This is a genomic window from Nannocystis sp. RBIL2, from assembly GCF_026626745.1.
Classification (GTDB): domain Bacteria; phylum Myxococcota_A; class Polyangia; order Nannocystales; family Nannocystaceae; genus Nannocystis.
Genome location: NZ_JAPNJW010000002.1, coordinates 4,483,744 through 4,501,239, shown reverse-complemented (window position 1 = coordinate 4,501,239; position 17,496 = coordinate 4,483,744). Strand labels below are relative to the sequence as shown.

The window sequence follows — 17,496 nt, the reverse complement described above, 5'->3', positions numbered from 1 at the left end:
AAGCCCGAGTGAAATCATATGACTACCTACCAGGATACTCGAGCCGAGCTCGCGGCCCGGCGCGCCGCGCATGCGCAGCTCGCCGCGCAGCAGGCGGCGCGGCGGGAGCAGCTCAAGGAGATCAAGCGCCGACTCGCCGCGATTCGCCGGTCCCGCGACGTCGATGACCCGGTCTGGGCGACCCAGCACGCCGCCCTCGAGCAGCAGGCGACGGTGCTCCAGACCGAGATCGACGCCAACCGGGTGCAGCTCGCGCATCTGCGGAGCGTGGCCTCCTCGCTGCAGCAGACGCTCGCCGCGTACTGGGATCCTGCGGCGGAGATCCAGCAGCTCGACGACGACCACCCGATCTTGCTGTTCCCGCTGCGGCTCGAGACGCGCTTCAAGGAGGTGATCGTCAATAACGTCACCAAGAAGCAGCTCTGGGTCCGCGTCTACCCCGACGAGTGCCAGATCGACGCGTTCGAGGAGCTGCTGTCGGCGGCCGAGGTCGCCAGCGGGCGGGCGTTCTGGAGCGAGATGTGGCAGGCCGGCGGCTTCGAGGCGCAGGAGCGCGGGGCCTGGCGGGCCCTGGTCGCCTCGCACGGCTCCGGGCGCGCCGAGTGGATCGTGAAGACCTACGCGCCGACGAACCTGGCCGCGAAGCCCGTGAAGGCGAACCCCGAGGACGTGGTGCTCGTGGTGTTCCCCGCGGTGACGCTGCCCGCGACCCACGAGGCCGCCGCCTGCACCTTCTGGGAGACGTTCTGGAAGGCCGACGGCGACGCCGCGATGCAGGCGCAGGCCCTCGCTGCGCTGGCCGGCGCCGTCCAGGACCCGACGGTGGTCGACACGATCCTGAAGTCCTTCGCGCCGGAGAACCTCGCCCAGGAGCCGCCGGGAGAGCTGCCGCGCGCGAGCGTCCACGTCAAGTGCGCCAAGCTCCTGCTCGCGCCGCCCGCGGCCGCCCGCGAGACGTCGTGGTCGCAGGCGCCGAAGGCCTGGGCGCTACCGGATCGGTTCGTCCTCATGGCCTACAACAACGACGTGGAGGTCAAGCGCGTGGTCGGCAACGTCGTCGCCGACGGCCTCGCCGTCGGCCCCGATCGCTCGCTGCCGTCGGCCGAGCAGCTCCACGCCCAGCAGGACGAGCTCGTCCTCAACGAGGATCTGCGCTGGACGGTGGACTTCGAGCGCGCGGTCGACGTCGGCATGGGGTTCAAGGTCGACCTCGACACCTCGCTGGGCGAGGACGTGAACGGCTTCGAGCGGCTGGTCGTGCTCGGCGTGCGCTTCTCGGCCGATCACGCGCAGGGCAAGACGCTGCTCGAGACCCTGTTCGCACATCACCACCACAGCAAGCGCGGCCTCAGCCTCGTCCCCCAGGGCAGCCCGACCAACAACACCGAGGGCGACGGCGCGGCCTACTCCTGGGCGGACGACGCCGACGCCTCGTTCGACGTGGTCTTGAAAGGCAAGGAGGCGTTCGTCGAGACCGCCGACCCGTTCGCGCGCAGCGACGGCGAGTGGCTGGCGCGGTACCTCGGCGTCGCCACCGCCGGCCTGAAGAGCGTGCCGCACGCGAATGGCCGCGACCAGGCCGAGGCGCGGGCGATGAACACCGCCCTGTGGACCGCGACGCTCGGCTACTTCATGGAGGAGATGATGCCGCCGGTGTTCTCCGACGGCCTCATCGACGCCACGCGGCGGTTCTTCCTCCGCCACGTCTCGGGCCGCGGGCCGCTCCCCGCGGTGCGCGTCGGTCGGCAGCCGTACGGCATCTTGCCGGCGATGGCCTTCTCGCAGTACCAGCCCTCGGGCGACGGGCCCGCCCCGCTGACCCAGAGCTACCTGGTGAAGCTCCACGGCGTGCTGGCGAAGATGGACGTCCACTGGGACACGCTGGCGCAGGCCGCCGCGCACGTGGGCGCCCCCGGGGATGCGCACAAGACCCTGCTCGACATCCTCGGGCTGCACCCCGGCTCGGTGGAGTACCACCAGCGCTACGCGCAGAGCCTGGATATGGCCCTCGAGCGCCTGAAGTGGCAATGCGGCGGGGGCAACTGGAGCGCGCTGAACGACGCGGGCGACCTCCACAAGGCGTTCCTGAGCAACCCGTTCGGCTTCAACGATCCGAACGCGCGCCCGCCGATCGTCGATAAGTACTTCTTCGAGGGCAGCGTGCTCCTCCAGGGGCCCGTGGTCGACGACGTGCCGCTGTCCGAGACCGCGCCGATCCGCGTGTACACGCCGGACGGGCACAACTACATCGAATGGCTCGCCGAGTCGAAGTTCGACGCGATCCGCCTCAACGACCTCGGCCAGGGCGCGGCGCCGTCCGCGTTGCTGTACCTGATGCTGCGCCACGCGCTCATGCTGGGCTACTGGGAGGCAGCCATCCGCCTGCTCCACCAGCACAGTCTGGTCGACCCCGCGATCGCCCGCAGGGAGCCCGCGTTCCTGCACCTGCAGCCGATCGTCTCGGCCACGGAGGCGCTGCAGAACAAGCTGATCCAGCTCTACCGGGTGGAGAAGAAGGTCACCGGCGACGATTCGCCGCTCGTCGAGTTCATCGAGCGCGCGTACCCGGAAGGTGCGTGGGGGGCCGACCTCGCCGCGATGCTCCGCGCGCTGGATGTCCTCAAGGACACGCCGACCTCGCGGCTCGAGCGGCTGCTCGCAGAGCACGTCGACTGCGCGAGCTACCGCCTCGACGCGTGGAAGACGGGGCTCGCGGCCCTGCGGCGCGAGCAGATGCTCGGCCAGGGCCAGACGGGGATCTACCTCGGCGCGTACGGCTGGCTCGAGGGCGTGAAGCCCAGGGCGCAGCAACTCGCGCCCGCGACGCTCACGCCCGACCAGAGCGCCATCTTCGCCAAGCCCGGGCAGGCGCCCCTGGTGGAGGACAGCGGCAACGGCGGTTACATCCACGCGCCCTCGATCAACCACGCGGCCACCGCGGCGATCCTGAAGAACGCGTACATGGTGAACGCCTCGGACGCGAGCCCGGAGGCGCAGCAGCGGATGGCGGTGAACCTGTCGTCCGAGCGGGTGCGCCGGGCCCTGGCGCTGCTCGAGGGCGTTCGCAACGGTCAGAGCCTCGCCGCGCTGCTCGGCTACCGGTTCGAGCGCGGCCTGCACGACCGGCACGGGCTCGCCGAGGTCGACCAGTTCATCGGCTCGCTCCGGCAACAGTTCCCGCTGGTCGCCGACAAGTTGAACTCGACCAAGTCGGACGGGCAGCAGGAGATCGAATCGCTCGAGGCCCGCAACGTGGTCGACGGCCTGCGCCTCGCCGAGCACGTGCGCGCCAGCGGCAAGCTGTACCCGAACCCCTCGTCGCCCGCGGAGACGGCGATCAACGCCGAGGTCGACGCGCTGCTCGACCTGCACGACGCGGTCTCGGACCTCCTGATGGCCGAGAGCGTGTACCAGGTGGTCCAGGGCAACTTCGAGCGGTCCGCGGCGAACACCGCGGCGTTCAGCAAGGGCAAGTATCCGCCTGAGCCGGAGGTGGTGAGGACGCCGCGGAGCGGCACCACGCTGACCCACCGCGTGGTGCTGCACCTCGACCCGGCCGCCGCCCCGCCGGCCAGCCCGACCCCCCGGGCCGCGGCAGAGGCGCCCCTGAACGCGTGGCTCGCGGCGCGGCTGCCCGATCCCGCCGTCATCGCCTGCCAGGTCACCTACACCGGGCTGTCGCTGCTCGAGACGCACACGATCATCACCCTGAACGACCTGGGCCTCTCGGCGATCGATCTGCTTCACCTCGACCCGGACGCAGAGCAGGCGATGACCGAGCTCGACGACCGGATCGAGCAGTTCCTCCGCTACCACGGCGCGCACCCGGCGTACCCGATCCGGATCCACTACGCCCAGCCCGTCGTCGACAACGCGACGTTCTTCGAGCTCGCGCCGCTGATCGCGAGCCTGCGGAGCCTCGCGCTCAAGAGCCGCTTCCTCGGGCCCACCGACGTCGGCCTGCCCACCGAGACGGTGGCCGCCGGGGTCACCTACGAATTCGCCGAGCTGGCGGCGCGAATCAATGCAGCCGCCGCGGTGCTGGAGGCGCGGAGGACGACGCTGCTGGCGCTCGTCGCGGATCCGGCCGACCTCGACGATTACGTCCACGCGGTCACGGACGCGCTCCTCGGCGCCGCGTTGCACGGGGTCCCCAATACGGGCACCGGCGACATTCACAGCAGCGTGCGCGCGATCTTCCAGGCCGTCATCGCCAAGGTCGGCGAGCTCGTCACCCGCTGGGACGAGAAGGCCTTCGAGTACGCCGCGAAGCTGGCGACGTTCTCGCCGCTGGCGACCGAGGAGGAGCAGTTCGCTGTGCTCCTCGCGGCCGAGGGGACGATCGCGTCGACCACCACCGTGGATCTCCCGGCGCAACCGCTCGACTTCAAGACCGCCGTCGAGGCGAAGAAGGCGCTGTTCGACGCGCGCCTGGCCGCCTGGAAGGACCTCCAGACGGCAGGCCCGACGGAGCTGGTCGACTACGTCGCGGCCGTCGAGGCCCAGGCGCTGCTGGCCGCGCAGCACGACGCGGCCCCGCTCGACATCGAGGATCAGAAGGCCGCCATGATCGCGCTGCGCGCGGACCTCGTCGCTCGTGTCGAGGGCCTCGCCGAGGAGCTTGCGACGCGGATCGCCAGCGCCACCGCCGGGCTCGCCGAGGCGGCGGCGATCGACCACGCCGAGGGGCGGGTGCGGCGGATGCTCGCGGCGGCCGGCCCGGTGCTCGGCGACGAGATCAAGCTGCTGCCCCGCTTCACCCTGTCGCCGGTCCGCGGCGCCGAGCTCGAGAATTCCCTCGCGGGCGCCCCGGCGCTGCTCGACTATCTGAGCACCACCCGCAATCGCCGGTTCCCGGTGGACGACTGGCTGTACGGAGCCGCGCGCGTGCGTGACAAGCTGCTCCACTGGGAGAACGCGGTCACCCTCGCCGAGGCGTTCACCGGCGACCCCGTCGAGCTCACGGCGCTGCAGCTGCCCTACCGGACGGACGATCACTGGCTCGGGCTCGAGATCCCGCACGGGTACGCCCCGACCGGCGACCGGCTGCTGTACACCGCGCATTTCGCTGGTCCGTTCCACAAGGCCGCGCCGCAGTGCGGCCTCCTGATCGACGAATGGACCGAGGTCATCCCGGCGAAGGATCAGGTGACCGGCGTGACGTTCCACTTCGACCGGCCGCGCGCCGCACCGCCCCAGGCCATGCTGCTGGTGGTCCCGCCGGTGTTGACGGGGACCTGGCACTGGGAGCACGTGGTCGGAGCGCTGCACGAGACGCTCGCGGCCGCGAAGCGGCGCGCCGTGGAGCCCGACAAGGTGGGCAACCTGGGCTACGGCCAGTTCTTGCCGGCGACGATGATGGCGACCACGCTGTATCAGGTGACCATCGCCACCAACATCGCCTTCAACAACAATATTTACGATCAATTCGGAGGCTGAGGCGATGAAGGGACAATATGTCGTCACGGACGTGGATGCGGTCATCAAACCCACTCGGCCGACCGCCGTCATGTGGAACCGGCTCGAGGGCAGGCCGCGGACCGCGGACTTCGACCGCGCGCTCAAGGCCGAGGTGCGCGACGCCCTGTGGATGCTGACGAGGCAGTGGCAGACGGGGGAGTACCAGGGGGAGGACGCCGGCTGGCCCGTCTTCGCCAAGATCCACATGCACACCACGCCGCTCACCAAGTACCGGTCCGAGGGCGGCGCCCCCGAGGCGCTGTCCCTGGCCGCCCCGCTCGAGGCGAAGGTGGAGCAGCTGCCGATCCAGTGGAGCGCGAGCGGGCAGAAGATGCACCTCGACATGCGCGCGCAGATCGGCCGGCAGTGGCGCAGGATGCTGTCCGCCGCCGGCCTCGGCGCCTACGAGGTCCAGTTCCGCGAGAAGTACCGGTTCGAGGTGCCGACCGCGGACGCCGCGTCGGCCCCCGTGTCCGCGCACCGCGGCGCCGTCCAGCAATACGCCGCCCTGGCCGGGCGGTGCATCGACGGCGGGGAGCTCTATCTCTACCTGGTCGGGCAAGCGGGAGCGCCGCGGGCGTCGGACGGCATCACCACCGGATCGGCCGTCGACGAGGCCGCGCTCGACGAGCTCGGCGACGAGCTCGTGAAGTGGTTCGCGTCGATCTACCGCGTACCCGCGGCAGAGGCGGCGTGGAAGCCGGCGTCCCTCGAGTACGCGTTCGCCTGCTCGGTGCAGAAGAAGGGCGCGGAGAAGGTGCTCGCCGCCGACGAGTACGCCCACGGACACCTCGACTGGTACGCCTTCGACCACGACCCGGGCGAGCCCGGCTTCGGCCCGCTGCCCGCGCTCCTGCCCCCCGAGAGTCCGGTCACGCGCTCGTTCATCCCGACCCCGGTGGCGTTCGAGGGGATGCCCGACACGCGCTGGTGGGCGCTCGAGGACCGCAAGACCGACTTCGGCGACGTCAAGCCGTCGACGACGGACCTCGCGCAGCTGCTGCTGATCGAGTTCGGGCTGGTGTACGCCAACGATTGGTTCCTCGTGCCGTTCCGCCTGCCGGCGGGCACCCTCGCCGAGGTCGAGGGAATGGCGGTGACCAACTCGTTCGGCGAGCGGTTTTGGCTCAAGGCCGCGGGAAAGGGCAACGATCAGAGCTGGCACCGCTGGAATATGTACACCCTGAGCGTCAAGGGCGACGACCCGGTCGAGGCCGACACGAGCCTGCTCCTGCCGCCATGCACGGCCCCGTCGCAGGAGGGCCGACCGCTCGAGGACGTGCACCTCGTGCGCGACGAGATGGCCAACATGGTGTGGGCGATCGAGGCCGTGATCCCCGGCGTCACCGGCCAGGGCCAGTCGGGCAGCGAGGCCGCGGAGGAGACGGCGAAGTACCACCGCGACCGGGTCGGCGCGTCGGAGCCGGCAGAGTCGGAGGACTACGCGGCCGCGATCAGCTACCGGGCGATGACCTCCGTGCCCGAGCACTGGATCCCGTTCGTCCCCGTGCATGTGCCCGGCTCCAACCGCGAGGTCCAGCTGCAGCGCAGCCGCATGCCGCGGACGATCGCGGGCGATCCGGCGCCGGAGCCGGCGCTGATCGAGCCCCGCACCGGGCTGCTGCGCCCCGGCCTCGACGGCGGCCCGGTGGCCAAGTTCTTCGTCCACGAGGAGGAGGTCCCCCGCGCGGGCATCCGCGTCACGAAGTCGTTTCAGCGCACCCGCGCGACCAACGGCGAGGCCCACGTGTGGCTCGGCGTCCGCAAGCAGGTCGGTCGCGGCGAGCGATCGAGCGGGCTGTCGTTCGACGACATCGTCGACGTGGAGAAGTCCGAGTGAGCTCGACCGGCGGCGGTCGTCGAGCGGCACCTCGCGGAGCGCGGCGACGAACACCTGCGCGCGACGTCGCCGCATCACGATCGAGCCGAGAGAGGCCGGCGCGAGCTCCTTGATGCACACGCCCTCGCGCATGCGGGCATGCCGCCCTTGCAGCCGGCCGGCTGTGGAGCGCCGAAGTCTCGACTACGGCGCGCGGTGGCAGGGTCCCGCGACGTGTAACGAGGCCTCGAGCGCCTCGGTGCCGCCGAGGACGAGCACGCGTACGGCGCTGGCATGACCCGGTGATGCACTCCCGCCTGCTGCGCCACGCCCGACCGGCGGACGGCTCTCGCGCCTTTTCCTCGTGGGGACGCACCGCGCTCTCTCCGCCGCGGCTCCGCCCGGATCGTTCACCAGCTCGCCGCCGGGCGAGCTTGCCCGGTCCTCGCGGCCCGGACGGGGCCCTCGCTTGCGAGGCCGTGTTCCTCGGCCACGGACCGGGGATGTTCCGGCGAATTTCGGCGATCGTGGGAGGGGCGCTCGGCGTCGCAGCGGGGGCGCGGATGCTTTCGCGTCGACGACGACGCATCGCCTTGCAGGGCCGCGTCGTCGTCGTCACTGGCGGCGGCCGTGGCTTCGGCTACGCGATCGCGTGCGAGTTCCTGCGCCACGGCTGCAAGCTGGCCATCTGCGGCCGCGACGGCGAAGCGATCGCCCGGGCAGTCGCCGAGCTCCGCCTGCGAGGCGCAGACGTGTTCGGCATGGCCTGCGACGCCAGCGACCCGGTCCAGGTCGAGGCATTCATCAAGGGTGTGCTCGATACATTCGGCGCGGTCGACGTCCTCGTCAACAACGCGGGGCAGATATTCTTCGGCCCCGTCGCCGAGCTGCACCCGGACGATCTCGAGGCGGCGATCCGCAACATCTTCTGGGTGCACTACCGGCCGACGATGGCGGTGCTGCCCCACATGCGCGCCCGCGGTTTCGGCCGCATCGTCAACATCACGTCGGTCGCCGGCAAGATCCCGATCCCCCATCACGCGGCCTATGTCGTCGGCAAGTACGCCGCGACCGGCTGGTCGGAGGTGCTGACGGTCGAGCTGCGCAAGGACGGCATCCTCGTCAGCACGATCACGCCGCCGCCGCTCGCCGACGGCGCGTCGCTGTACACCCACTTCAACGGCCGCGAGGAGGAGGAGTTCAAGTGGTTCGCGCGCGGCCTGACCTCGAGGTGGTCGGCGAGCAGCACGGACCGCGCCGCGCGGATCGTCGTCGACGCGGCGATCCACGGCGACCGCCAGCGCGCGATCTCCCCCGGCTCGTGGCTCGCGGTGCGGGCTCAGGGCGCCGCGCCGGGGCTGATGACCCGCATCTGGGCCGGCTTCGATCGCGTGCTGCCGTCGCCCGGCCCACCCGGGCATACGGCGAAGATGCGCGTCGGCGCCGAGGTCGTGGCCGGCAGCGCGGATGTCGAGGTGCAGGCTCGCGCCGAGACGGCGCGTCGTGACGCTCGCCGTTATCGGCCGCCCGGCTCCTGAGGCCGGCAAAAGGACATTCGGGCGTGAACCGCCGCCGACCTGCGATCCCTTCGAGCCGACCTGTCCGAAGGGCATCATTGCCACCTCGGCGCGAGGTGCTCGCCTGCACACCAGCGCCTCGGTGGCCGCGCTCTATTGGGTCGAGCGAGCCGGCTCACTGGGTCAGCACGAGTGAGGTGCGCGCGGACACCTCGATTGCGCCGCCCTCGACGGCGTCGCCGGACAGCAGGTCGGTGTACGAGCCGGCGGGCACGCCCTCGACCGTCTGCGGCTCGTCGCTGCGGTTGATCACGACGAGCACGCGGTCGCCGGAGTCCTCGTCGGTCTTCTCGTACGCGAAGGTCTCGTCGGTCACCGACAGCGTCGTGCGGGCGCCGCGGCTGAGCGCCGGGTGCTGCTTGCGGATCGCGGTCATCTTCTTGACGTGCGTGAGCAGCAGCTTCTGGCCCTCGGTGTAGGCGGCGTCGTCCCAGTCCATCATGCGGCGGTTGTCGGGGTCGCCAGCGCCGGCCATCCCGATCTCGTCGCCGTAGTAGATCAGCGGGATCCCGTTGAGCGTCAGCATCACCGTGTACGCGCTGGCCAGGCGCTCGAACGCAGACACGCCCGCGGGCAGCGGCGGGGGGCTGTCCCACTGCTCGGTGCCGCTGCCGCTCCACTCGTTATCCCACCGCGGCGTGTCCTCGGCCTGATGGATCACCCGCGGGATGTCATGGTTGCCGAGGAAGTTGCTCATCAGGCCCGGCTCGTAGAAGCCCTCGTTGTCGGTCAGGAACTGGTCGAGCTCCTGCATCGACGTCGGCTTCACCACGCCCTCCTCGGTGCGCTGGCGGCGGAGCACCGTCGCGGCGATCGCCATGCGCATCGGGAAGTCGAACTGTCCGTCGAGCATCCTGCCGGGTTCGACGTAGTACTTGAGCAGCGCCTTGTCGCCGGTGAACGTCTCGCCCACCGTGTAGAAGTGGGCCTTCGTCTGCGGCTCGATCTCCTGCTCGACACGGTCGCGGAACTCGAGGATCCACTCGTCCTCGATGTGCTTGAGCGCGTCGAGGCGATAGCCGTCGATGCCGGTCTCGGTGATCCACCACAGCGCGTTGTCGATCGAGAACTTGCGCGCCTCGGGGTTGGTGAAGTCGAAGTCGGGCAGGTACGGCGTGAACCAGCAGCGCTTGCGCTCGGTCGGCTCGTCCCACGAGCAGGCGTGGCCGCACAGGCACTCCTTGGTCTCGCCGCCGTAGTCCTGGTCGAGCGGCCAGAACCACTCCGGGTGGTCGTCGTACACCGGCGAGTCGATGTAGACGTGGTTCATCGCGTAGTCGAGGACCACGCGCAGGCCCTTGGCGTGCGCGGCGTCGACGAGCGCCTTGAACTCCTCCATCGTCCCGAAGTGCTCCTCGGGCTGGTCGAGGTGCTCTGGCCAGTACGAGTGGTAGCCGCTGTAGTAGTGGACCATCTCGAGGTCCGGGTGGCCCTTCGAGGGGTTGTCCATCGGCACGCTCAGCCACAGCACGTCGACGCCGAGGGCGGTGAAGTAGCCCTCCTCGATCTTGTCGGTGATGCCCTTCCAGTCGCCGCCGAGGTAGTCGGCCTCCGGGTCGACCGGGGCGCCGATCGGCGCGTCGTTGCCCGGGTCGCCGTTGGCGAAGCGATCGACGAACACGAAGTACATGATCGCGTCGCGCCACGGGTCGAGATCGACGTCCTCCGACGGCTCGCCCGTGTCAGTGTCCTCGCCGGTGTCGGTCGCCGTGCCGTCCGTCGTGCCTTCGCTCGTCGTCGGCGGCGGTTCGGTGGTGGTCGTCGTGGGAAAGCTCGCCGCCCCCGTCGTCTCGTCCGTGGTCGCCTGCGTCGCGGTCTCCGTCCCCGTCTCGCCGGCTTCGGGCGCGGGGCAGCCCACCAGGGCTGCGAACAAGAGTGGCGTGCTCGAGAGCGCGTGATATCGATGTCGCATGAGAGTGTCCAGTCGTGAGGGCCGCAGAGGATAGCCGAACGCTCCCCCCGCAGCGCCCCGTTCGTTGCAGGCGCACAAGCCTCCATGGCGCCCCTGCGAGCGAGCTCTACAGGGCCCGCCAATCGCCGCCGGCGATCACCGCCCGCGCTGCGGCGCTCAGCTCGTCGCAAAGCCGCATGAATGTGCGGCCGGGCGGCGGCGCGGGGGTCAGCGCCGCCTGCAGCTCAGGGACGCTCGACGAGCGCCGGGGCGCGACCTCGCGGCGCCTCGAGCCACAAGGCTGGCGCAGGTGGCCGCCGGGGCGGGTCGGGGTCGGCTCGGCTTCGAGCGTGCGGGACCCGTTCGCCCGAGGTCGGCTTGTGGGACCATCGAGAACATGGCGGCACCGAACTTCATCGAGACGACCGACAGCAGCGATCAGCCGTACGTCGAGTTCGAACTGAGCAACGGCGAGCGCATGCGACTGACGCGGCGGTTCGCCTCGTGGGCGCAGGGCGACGTGATGCGGATCCAGATCCGCGAGGTCTCGGGCCACCTTCGGCCCGGTCCGGAGCTGCCGGTCGCGCAGGTCGCCGACTTCTTGTTCGCGGTCGGCCGGCTGTGTCTGCGGTCGGGCGAGTGACGCCGCCGGGGCTCCTGGGCCTACGCGAGTACCAAGAGCGCAAGCCGATGCCCGCGACCGTTCGCAATCGCGGCCCAGAACGCCCTGGCGCCGCGCGGAAGGATGTTCAACGCACTGCGGTCGCGTCCGATGGTCGGGACACGCCGAGCTCGCGTTCGCCGGCGGCCAACAAAATCTCCACCTCCCGGAGACCGTCCGCGTGCTGCGGCAGTTGTGCAAAACGCGACGACAACGCGGTGAACGCCTGGCGGTTGGAGATCAGCCCGCGCGGCGACCCCTTGTCGCGGTTGTAGATCACCGAGTCGCGGAGCATCGTGATCGCCTCGGCGTTGCGACCGCACCACGCCAGCACCTCCGACAGAAACTCCGTGGTCTGCGCCAGGCCCGTCAGGTCGCCGATTCGTGTCTGCGCCTCGAAGGCGGCCTCGAGCCGGTGCCTGGCCTCCTCGAGGCGAAGGCGCTTGAGCTCGAGGCGACCCATCGTCTCCCACACGCGGGCGAGCTCGCGGTCATCGTCGAGCTCCCTGAACGCCCGCTCTGCTGCGAGCGCATGGTCCAGACCGATCGCGTAGCCCTCCTCTTCCCGACCGAGTCGCATCCGCGCATGAAGCGGCAAGTTGGCCAGGAGGTGCTCCGACTCGGCGAGCTCGCGCAGGGCTACCGGATCGTCCTGGGCGCGCGCGTCGAAGATCGCACGAGACGCGCGCAAGAGCTTCAGTGCGTGGGCGCCGTCGCCCATGCGGACATGCACCGCGGCCTGATCGTTGAACAGGCAGGCCGCGCCGATCGGGTCATTCGCCGCGTGCAGTACACGGCTGGCCTCCTCCACCTCGGCGAGCGCCCGCGCGAGCGATGGCGGATCACCGAGGTCGAAGTGGACCCCCGCCAGCGCCTGCGCCAGATCGACGACGAGGTCGACCGGCGCGTCCGGGTCGAGCTCGGCGCGCGCTGCCTCGAGCGACGAACGCGCCAGCGCCAGCGTGAACCCGTGTTCGTAGCCCGGCGCTTGCCACTGGACTCGCCCCAGCTCGAGCAGCGCTCGTGCCTTGAGTCGCTGTCGAGACACGCCGACCGGCAGCGTCGCCAGCAGCGCGAGCGCCCCATTGGCATGCTCCACCGCGGCCTGCGGCGCGCCCATCTCTGCCGCCTCGCGGGCCGCTTCGCACAGGTGCTCCGCCGCCGAATCGAGGTCGCCGGCCCGGCGCATGTGCTCGGCCGCCCGAACGTTGTCGATCAGAGGGTCGCCGGCCGTGGTCGTTGCGACCTTCCCGGTCGCGCTCAACTCGACCGGCGCCGGCATGTCCACGTCCGGCTTCAGAAGCAAGGTCTTGCGCCGTGTCGAGCGTGCGCCCTCGGCGGGCGGGGCGAGTACGGTCTTGCGCTGAACCGGGCGCCGAGGCGCCGTGCCCTGGGCCGGCTCGACTCGATCTGAAATCTCCCCGGAGACAGCTTGCGGGCGGCTCATGTCGGGAGCGACGGGGCGCGGACCGGCGTCAACACCAGCGCCCGAGGTTCCGGACGCGGCCTCGGCTGCCTCTGAGGCCAGGTCGACGACCTCATGAGACATGTCGATGAGCTCCGCGACACGGGCGTCGTCGACGCTCTCGGCCTGGAACTTTGCTACCCCCGCGATTCCCGGAGCGGGAGGGGGCGGCGGGACGGTCCTGGCCGCCCGAGCGCCAAGCAGCCGCCCGAGCTTTCGGTGCCACGCCTGTGCGAGCGACGGAATGATGGACGCGGACAGAGCCGAGAGTGCCGAGCTCGGCAATGAGAACTTGCCTTCACCCCGATCTTCGACCGGGACGCCGAGATCGATGGCGTGCTGGAGCCGCTCGAGCACGAGCTCCGGATCGACCGACAGCAGTTCGGCGAGGATCCTGATCTCGAAGCCCGGGCCGATCAGCGCCCCGGCCCGGAGCGCGCGCAGGACGTCGGGAGGCAACGAGCTCCATTGGATCGACTTCGCCTCGCTGGCGAGCACCTCCTCCCCGCGCACCACCGAGTCGCTGTCGCGCGCACGCACGGCGGCGAGCAGCTCGGCCGCGGCCTCCTTCGGCTCGTCACGGAACACCAGCAGCAGCGGCAACCGAAGCCAGCCGGACTGCTGCACGATCCGGGTCAGCGCCGCCAGGGTCGCCTCGTCGGCCTGCTCCACCGCGTCGAACACGACCACCCACCGGGCACCGTCCTGTTTGGCGAGGCGGTTCCACAGCTCGACCACCACCGCCTCCGTCGCGCGCTCTGGCGTGTCGCCGAACAGCGTGCGGGTCCGCGGGCGGGTCCGCCCCGACCTCGCCTCGCCCAGGATCGCCTCGGTCATGCGTCGCGCCTCGAGGAGGGGTCGCAAGGCAGCCGGTGCGACTTCGCAGCTCACGCGGATCACCTGGCTGCCCGGCGGCGGCTCCGGCAGGCGGCCGCGAGCCGCAATGATCATCTTCTCATGAATTCTTTGCCAGATATTGTCGCTCATGGACGACGGCACCTTGGTGACAGTGGCTAGCGACGCCGAGCGGTTTCACTACAAGCTGACGTCGACGTTGAAGACCCGTAGTCGGAGGTCGCGGTGCCTGGATCCGTCCAAGGCGACGCCGGCTCAGGCCGGGTAATAGCGGGTTCCGCGAGCCTTGCCCGTCCACGTGACATGGCCGGCTTCGATCAGGCGGTTGACCCCCGAGCGGATCTGCATGTTCGTACCGCCGACGCGGTGCTGGAGCTCCGTCGCGCTCGCGGGTCCTCCAATCGCCTTGATCGCCGCGAGAATCTGCTCATCGAACGCCTCCCGTCCCGCCGCCGTGCGGGTGACGACCTCGCTGCGCAAGGGCTTGTTCTGCGAGGAGGGCGAGTCGACCGGCTTCCGTCGGGGTACCCGGGTCTCCGGCTGCCCGGAGGCGGCGGGCCGCCGGGCGGCACCCGAGACGCTCGACACCGGCGCGGACCCCATCAGCTCAGCGATCGTGATCGAGCGGAGCAGCGGGCCGAGCTCGCCGCGCGCCAGCTGGTTGAGCTCGCCAATCGTGAGTTCATGGCGCTTCCGCAGCTCCTCGACGAGGAGCTGACGCTTGCGACCTTCAATTGCAGAGACGACGTCGAACTTGGGCATTGCTGCGACCTTAGCACGCATCGGACGATCGCGGCAGGAGTGATCGCCATCGTGGAGCTCAGTTCGTACGGCGGTCGCCGCTCGCTCCGACTTCGGGGCCGCAGACGAAACGATGGATTTTTGCCAGCAGCCGTGTGAGCTCGACCGGCTTGGTGTCGTAGTCATCGCAACCGGCATCGAGAGCCATCTCGCGGTCGCCAGGCCCTGCGTGTGCGGTCAGCGCGATGACGGGGATGCTGGCGGTCGCCTCGGTGTTCTTGAGGATGCGCGTGGTCGCCCAGCCATCCATTTCGGGGAGGCTCAGGTCCATGAGTACGACATCGGGCCTGTCCGTCATGACGATGGCCATGGCCTCCGAGCTGTCGACTGCGACCATCACCTCATAGCCCCTGCGGCGCAGCCGTCGTGAGAGCATGTCGCGGCTGAGTTCGTTGTCCTCCACGATCAAGATTTTGGCCACGGTCTACATCCTGTCATTTCATTCGAGACGTGAATGGCGCCCGCGCGAGACGCCGGAGCAGCGGTGCGCGGCCGACGACGCCACGCATCGCAACAGATCGTGTCGCCCGTACGACATCGCGCGGGCGGCATGAGCGCCAGGCAAGGGCCTTCCTTTTGATGGGCCGGGACCGAACTGGAACCGGGGATCACTGGCGCGGCGCGCTCGAGGTGACGGCCTGCGCCACGGAGGTCTTCTACGAGCGCAGGGATGGACACTGATCGTTGGACCGGCCCACCCGCGGCGATTCCAAGCGCCGCGCCAAGCAAGCCGCGATCTTCGTCGCCTATGTCACCTTCGTACCCAGATGCTCGTGGTCAAGACCACCGACACGCGCTGCGTGATTGGCTTCAAGGCCCCCGTCTCGAACCGTGACCGGCGGCTCGCCCGGCTCGGCTCACGCTCCTGACTCGAAGCGGGCGATCAGGCGGGTGAGCTCGTCGCGGAGCTCACAGGGGTCACTCCGTCCGCCAGCGATGGCTTTCAGCCCCGAGAGCGCCCGGACCTCCTGGGCTGTTTCGAACTTCTTCAGGATGGCCTTCTTGTCGTCGCAGTCGTCGGCCAGCTCAAACCGGGCGAAGTCGCGGAGGTACTCCGGGATCTTCCTCAAGTCTCTGGACGGCGCACCCGCGATCGTCTCACTTGCGAGTCGACGGGCCTGCGGATGCCTGCTGATGAGCAACATCTTGACGTCCTCGGCATAGCCCGCAGGCGCTTCGGCGATGAGCTCGTCAACGGTCGCATGCGGCGTGTGCTTGGTGTCGACAGGGGCCGGCTCGATGCCGACAGCCGTCTCGCTGGGGCTCTCGTCCGTCGTGCCGCGGCCGTACGCGAGCACGGCGAGGACGAGCACGAGCGCCACCGCCACGCCGATCCATACACCGCGGGGACTCTTCGAGAATGTCCCAGGCTCGAGCACTCCGGATGTCTTGGTCACTGCCGTCGTGCCGCTTCGTACGTCGGCGTGAGTCACTTCGCCTGGCGTGGGCACGAAGGGTCTCGCTGCGCTGCCCGACATCGCTGACGAAAGCGCTGCGCTCGTGGAAGCCGCTGGCGGGATGCTGACCTCGTTGCCGAACACCAGACGACGGAGCTCGTCCCGCACCTCGAGCGCCGACCCCGGGCGCTCCGAAGGAACGCGGGCCAGCAGCCGCTCGATCATCCCCGCCATGGCCTCGGGCACGTCTGCGCGCAGGCTCGGCGCGGGGCGCCCGAGCTGGCGCGTGAGCAGTTCGACCAGCGTGTCGCCCTGCCAAAGCTGCTGTCCCGTGAACGACTCCCAGAGGACGACGCCGAGCGCGTACAGGTCGGCGCGCAAGTCGACCTGCTGGCCCGTGCCCTGTTCGGGCGGCATGTATCCCGGCGTGCCGATCACGGCGCCCATGCGGGTCAGCGGCTGAGCGACGTCGGCGATGGTCGCCTGCTCGCCCGACACGCGTGCGATCCCGAAGTCGACCACGCGAACGTGCAGCGCCCCGTCGCGGCGCTGCTCGAGCAGGATGTTGTCGGGCTTGAGGTCGCGGTGGACGATGCCGAGCGCGTGCGCCGCTGCCAGCGCATCGGCGATCTGGCTGCCGAGCAGACACACTTGCGGCCACGGCAGCGGCCCCGCCTCGAGGCGCTTGCTCAGGCTCTCGCCGCGGACCAACTGCGTCACCAGATAGAACCCGCCCTCGGGCAGCGGTCCGTAGTCGATCGCGCTGGCGACGTGGGGATGGTCGAGGCGTCCGGTCGCCAGAGCTTCGCGCTCGAAGCGGGCCTCCGCCTGGGTGTGCGCTGCGAACTCCGCCCTGATCGTCTTGAACGCGACCTGCTTGCGCAGACGCAGGTGCTCGGCCACGAACACCGCCCCCATGCCGCCCTCGCCGAGCACCTCGACGATCTTGTAGCGCTCGTCGACGACACGGCCGACCCAGCGCGACTCGAGGGCGGTGCTCTCGGGACCGTTCGACATGGCGAAAGCGGGGTGGACTATACCCGAGTGCCCCGTCCATGAGGAGCGGGCCCAGCGCCGGCCTGGGCATCACCCTCGGCCAAATCCGAGCCGTATTTGCAGCACCTGTCGTGGTAACGAGGTTTATCAGCCGCTACAGGCCCCTGTCGGTGCGGCGCTCAGCGCAGCGAGTCAGGCCCAGCAGCAGGGCCGCATGAGGAGGGCTCCATTGCGCGGCCTCTCCAACTCGACCCACCACGGGCGGAAGAACTTTCTTCGACGGACCGTTCGCGCCGGGCGCATCGGGACGACCGCTTGCTCGGGAAAATTTCTTGGACCGGCCGCGCATGAACTTTTCCAAGAGAGGATGGGTTCGCGCCACGGCACGCGTTCGAGGACTCGGCGGCTGGTGCGCCATGCGGGGAGACTGTTGACCGCCGCACATCGAGCCTGGAGACTACGGCCGTCGGTCTGCCACTGCCCGAACACATGCGCACGAGGCCGGGGCACTGGCAAGCACAAGTGGAAGGGCAAGGGAAAGTGGCACTGAACTCGAGCGGCCCGTCCCCCTCCA

9 protein-coding genes are annotated in these 17,496 nt (G+C 70.0%); 4 read left to right on the top strand and 5 right to left on the bottom strand.

Annotation, left to right across the window (positions count from 1 at the left end):
* Positions 1-18 precede the first annotated feature (18 nt).
* The 3 genes from OV090_RS42740 to OV090_RS42730 all read left to right on the top strand — a co-directional run bounded on the left by OV090_RS42740 (position 19) and on the right by OV090_RS42730 (position 8,817).
* Complete coding sequence (locus OV090_RS42740; RefSeq protein ID WP_267710656.1) at positions 19-5,439, top strand: hypothetical protein; 5,421 nt, start codon at positions 19-21, stop codon at positions 5,437-5,439.
* Between the two features lie 4 nt (positions 5,440-5,443).
* Complete coding sequence (locus OV090_RS42735; protein WP_267710655.1) at positions 5,444-7,300, top strand: hypothetical protein; 1,857 nt, start codon at positions 5,444-5,446, stop codon at positions 7,298-7,300.
* Positions 7,301-7,872: 572 nt separating this feature from the next.
* A complete protein-coding gene (locus tag OV090_RS42730; RefSeq protein WP_267710654.1) occupies positions 7,873-8,817 on the top strand; it encodes an SDR family oxidoreductase in 945 nt (314 codons plus the stop codon).
* A gap of 154 nt (positions 8,818-8,971) precedes the next feature.
* Here the strand turns inward: OV090_RS42730 and OV090_RS42725 are convergent, their stop codons facing one another.
* Entirely contained in the window at positions 8,972-10,768 is a 1,797-nt protein-coding gene (locus tag OV090_RS42725; RefSeq protein ID WP_267710653.1) for an alpha-amylase family glycosyl hydrolase, read from the bottom strand.
* 376 nt (positions 10,769-11,144) lie between these two features.
* On the opposite strand from OV090_RS42725, the gene OV090_RS42720 reads away from it, so the two are divergent.
* Positions 11,145-11,390 carry a hypothetical protein gene (locus tag OV090_RS42720; protein WP_267710652.1) on the top strand — a complete coding sequence of 82 codons (246 nt, stop codon included), beginning with the start codon at positions 11,145-11,147 and terminating at the stop codon, positions 11,388-11,390.
* 106 nt (positions 11,391-11,496) lie between these two features.
* Here the strand turns inward: OV090_RS42720 and OV090_RS42715 are convergent, their stop codons facing one another.
* From OV090_RS42715 to OV090_RS42700, 4 genes are all read right to left on the bottom strand, one after another.
* Positions 11,497-13,860: a hypothetical protein gene (locus OV090_RS42715; protein ID WP_267710651.1), complete on the bottom strand. Its 2,364-nt coding sequence runs from the start codon at positions 13,858-13,860 to the stop codon at positions 11,497-11,499.
* Positions 13,861-13,983: 123 nt separating this feature from the next.
* On the bottom strand, positions 13,984-14,490 hold the full coding sequence (locus tag OV090_RS42710; protein ID WP_267710650.1) for a hypothetical protein: 507 nt from the start codon (positions 14,488-14,490) through the stop codon (positions 13,984-13,986).
* Between the two features lie 58 nt (positions 14,491-14,548).
* Positions 14,549-14,950, bottom strand: a complete 402-nt coding sequence (locus tag OV090_RS42705; protein ID WP_267710649.1) for a response regulator — start codon at positions 14,948-14,950, stop codon at positions 14,549-14,551.
* 436 nt (positions 14,951-15,386) lie between these two features.
* On the bottom strand, positions 15,387-16,943 hold the full coding sequence (locus OV090_RS42700; protein WP_267710648.1) for a serine/threonine-protein kinase: 1,557 nt from the start codon (positions 16,941-16,943) through the stop codon (positions 15,387-15,389).
* Positions 16,944-17,496: the final 553 nt, after the last annotated feature.

Bases quoted from the DNA above. Each gene is read 5' to 3' on its own strand.
- OV090_RS42715 (WP_267710651.1), bottom strand. From the start codon at position 13,860: ATGAGCGACAATATCTGGCAAAGAATTCATGAGAAGATGATCATTGCG.
- OV090_RS42725 (WP_267710653.1), bottom strand. From the start codon at position 10,768: ATGCGACATCGATATCACGCGCTCTCGAGCACGCCACTCTTGTTCGCA.
- OV090_RS42720 (WP_267710652.1), top strand. From the start codon at position 11,145: ATGGCGGCACCGAACTTCATCGAGACGACCGACAGCAGCGATCAGCCG.
- OV090_RS42735 (WP_267710655.1), top strand. From the start codon at position 5,444: ATGAAGGGACAATATGTCGTCACGGACGTGGATGCGGTCATCAAACCC.
- OV090_RS42700 (WP_267710648.1), bottom strand. From the start codon at position 16,943: ATGTCGAACGGTCCCGAGAGCACCGCCCTCGAGTCGCGCTGGGTCGGC.
- OV090_RS42710 (WP_267710650.1), bottom strand. From the start codon at position 14,490: ATGCCCAAGTTCGACGTCGTCTCTGCAATTGAAGGTCGCAAGCGTCAG.
- OV090_RS42740 (WP_267710656.1), top strand. From the start codon at position 19: ATGACTACCTACCAGGATACTCGAGCCGAGCTCGCGGCCCGGCGCGCC.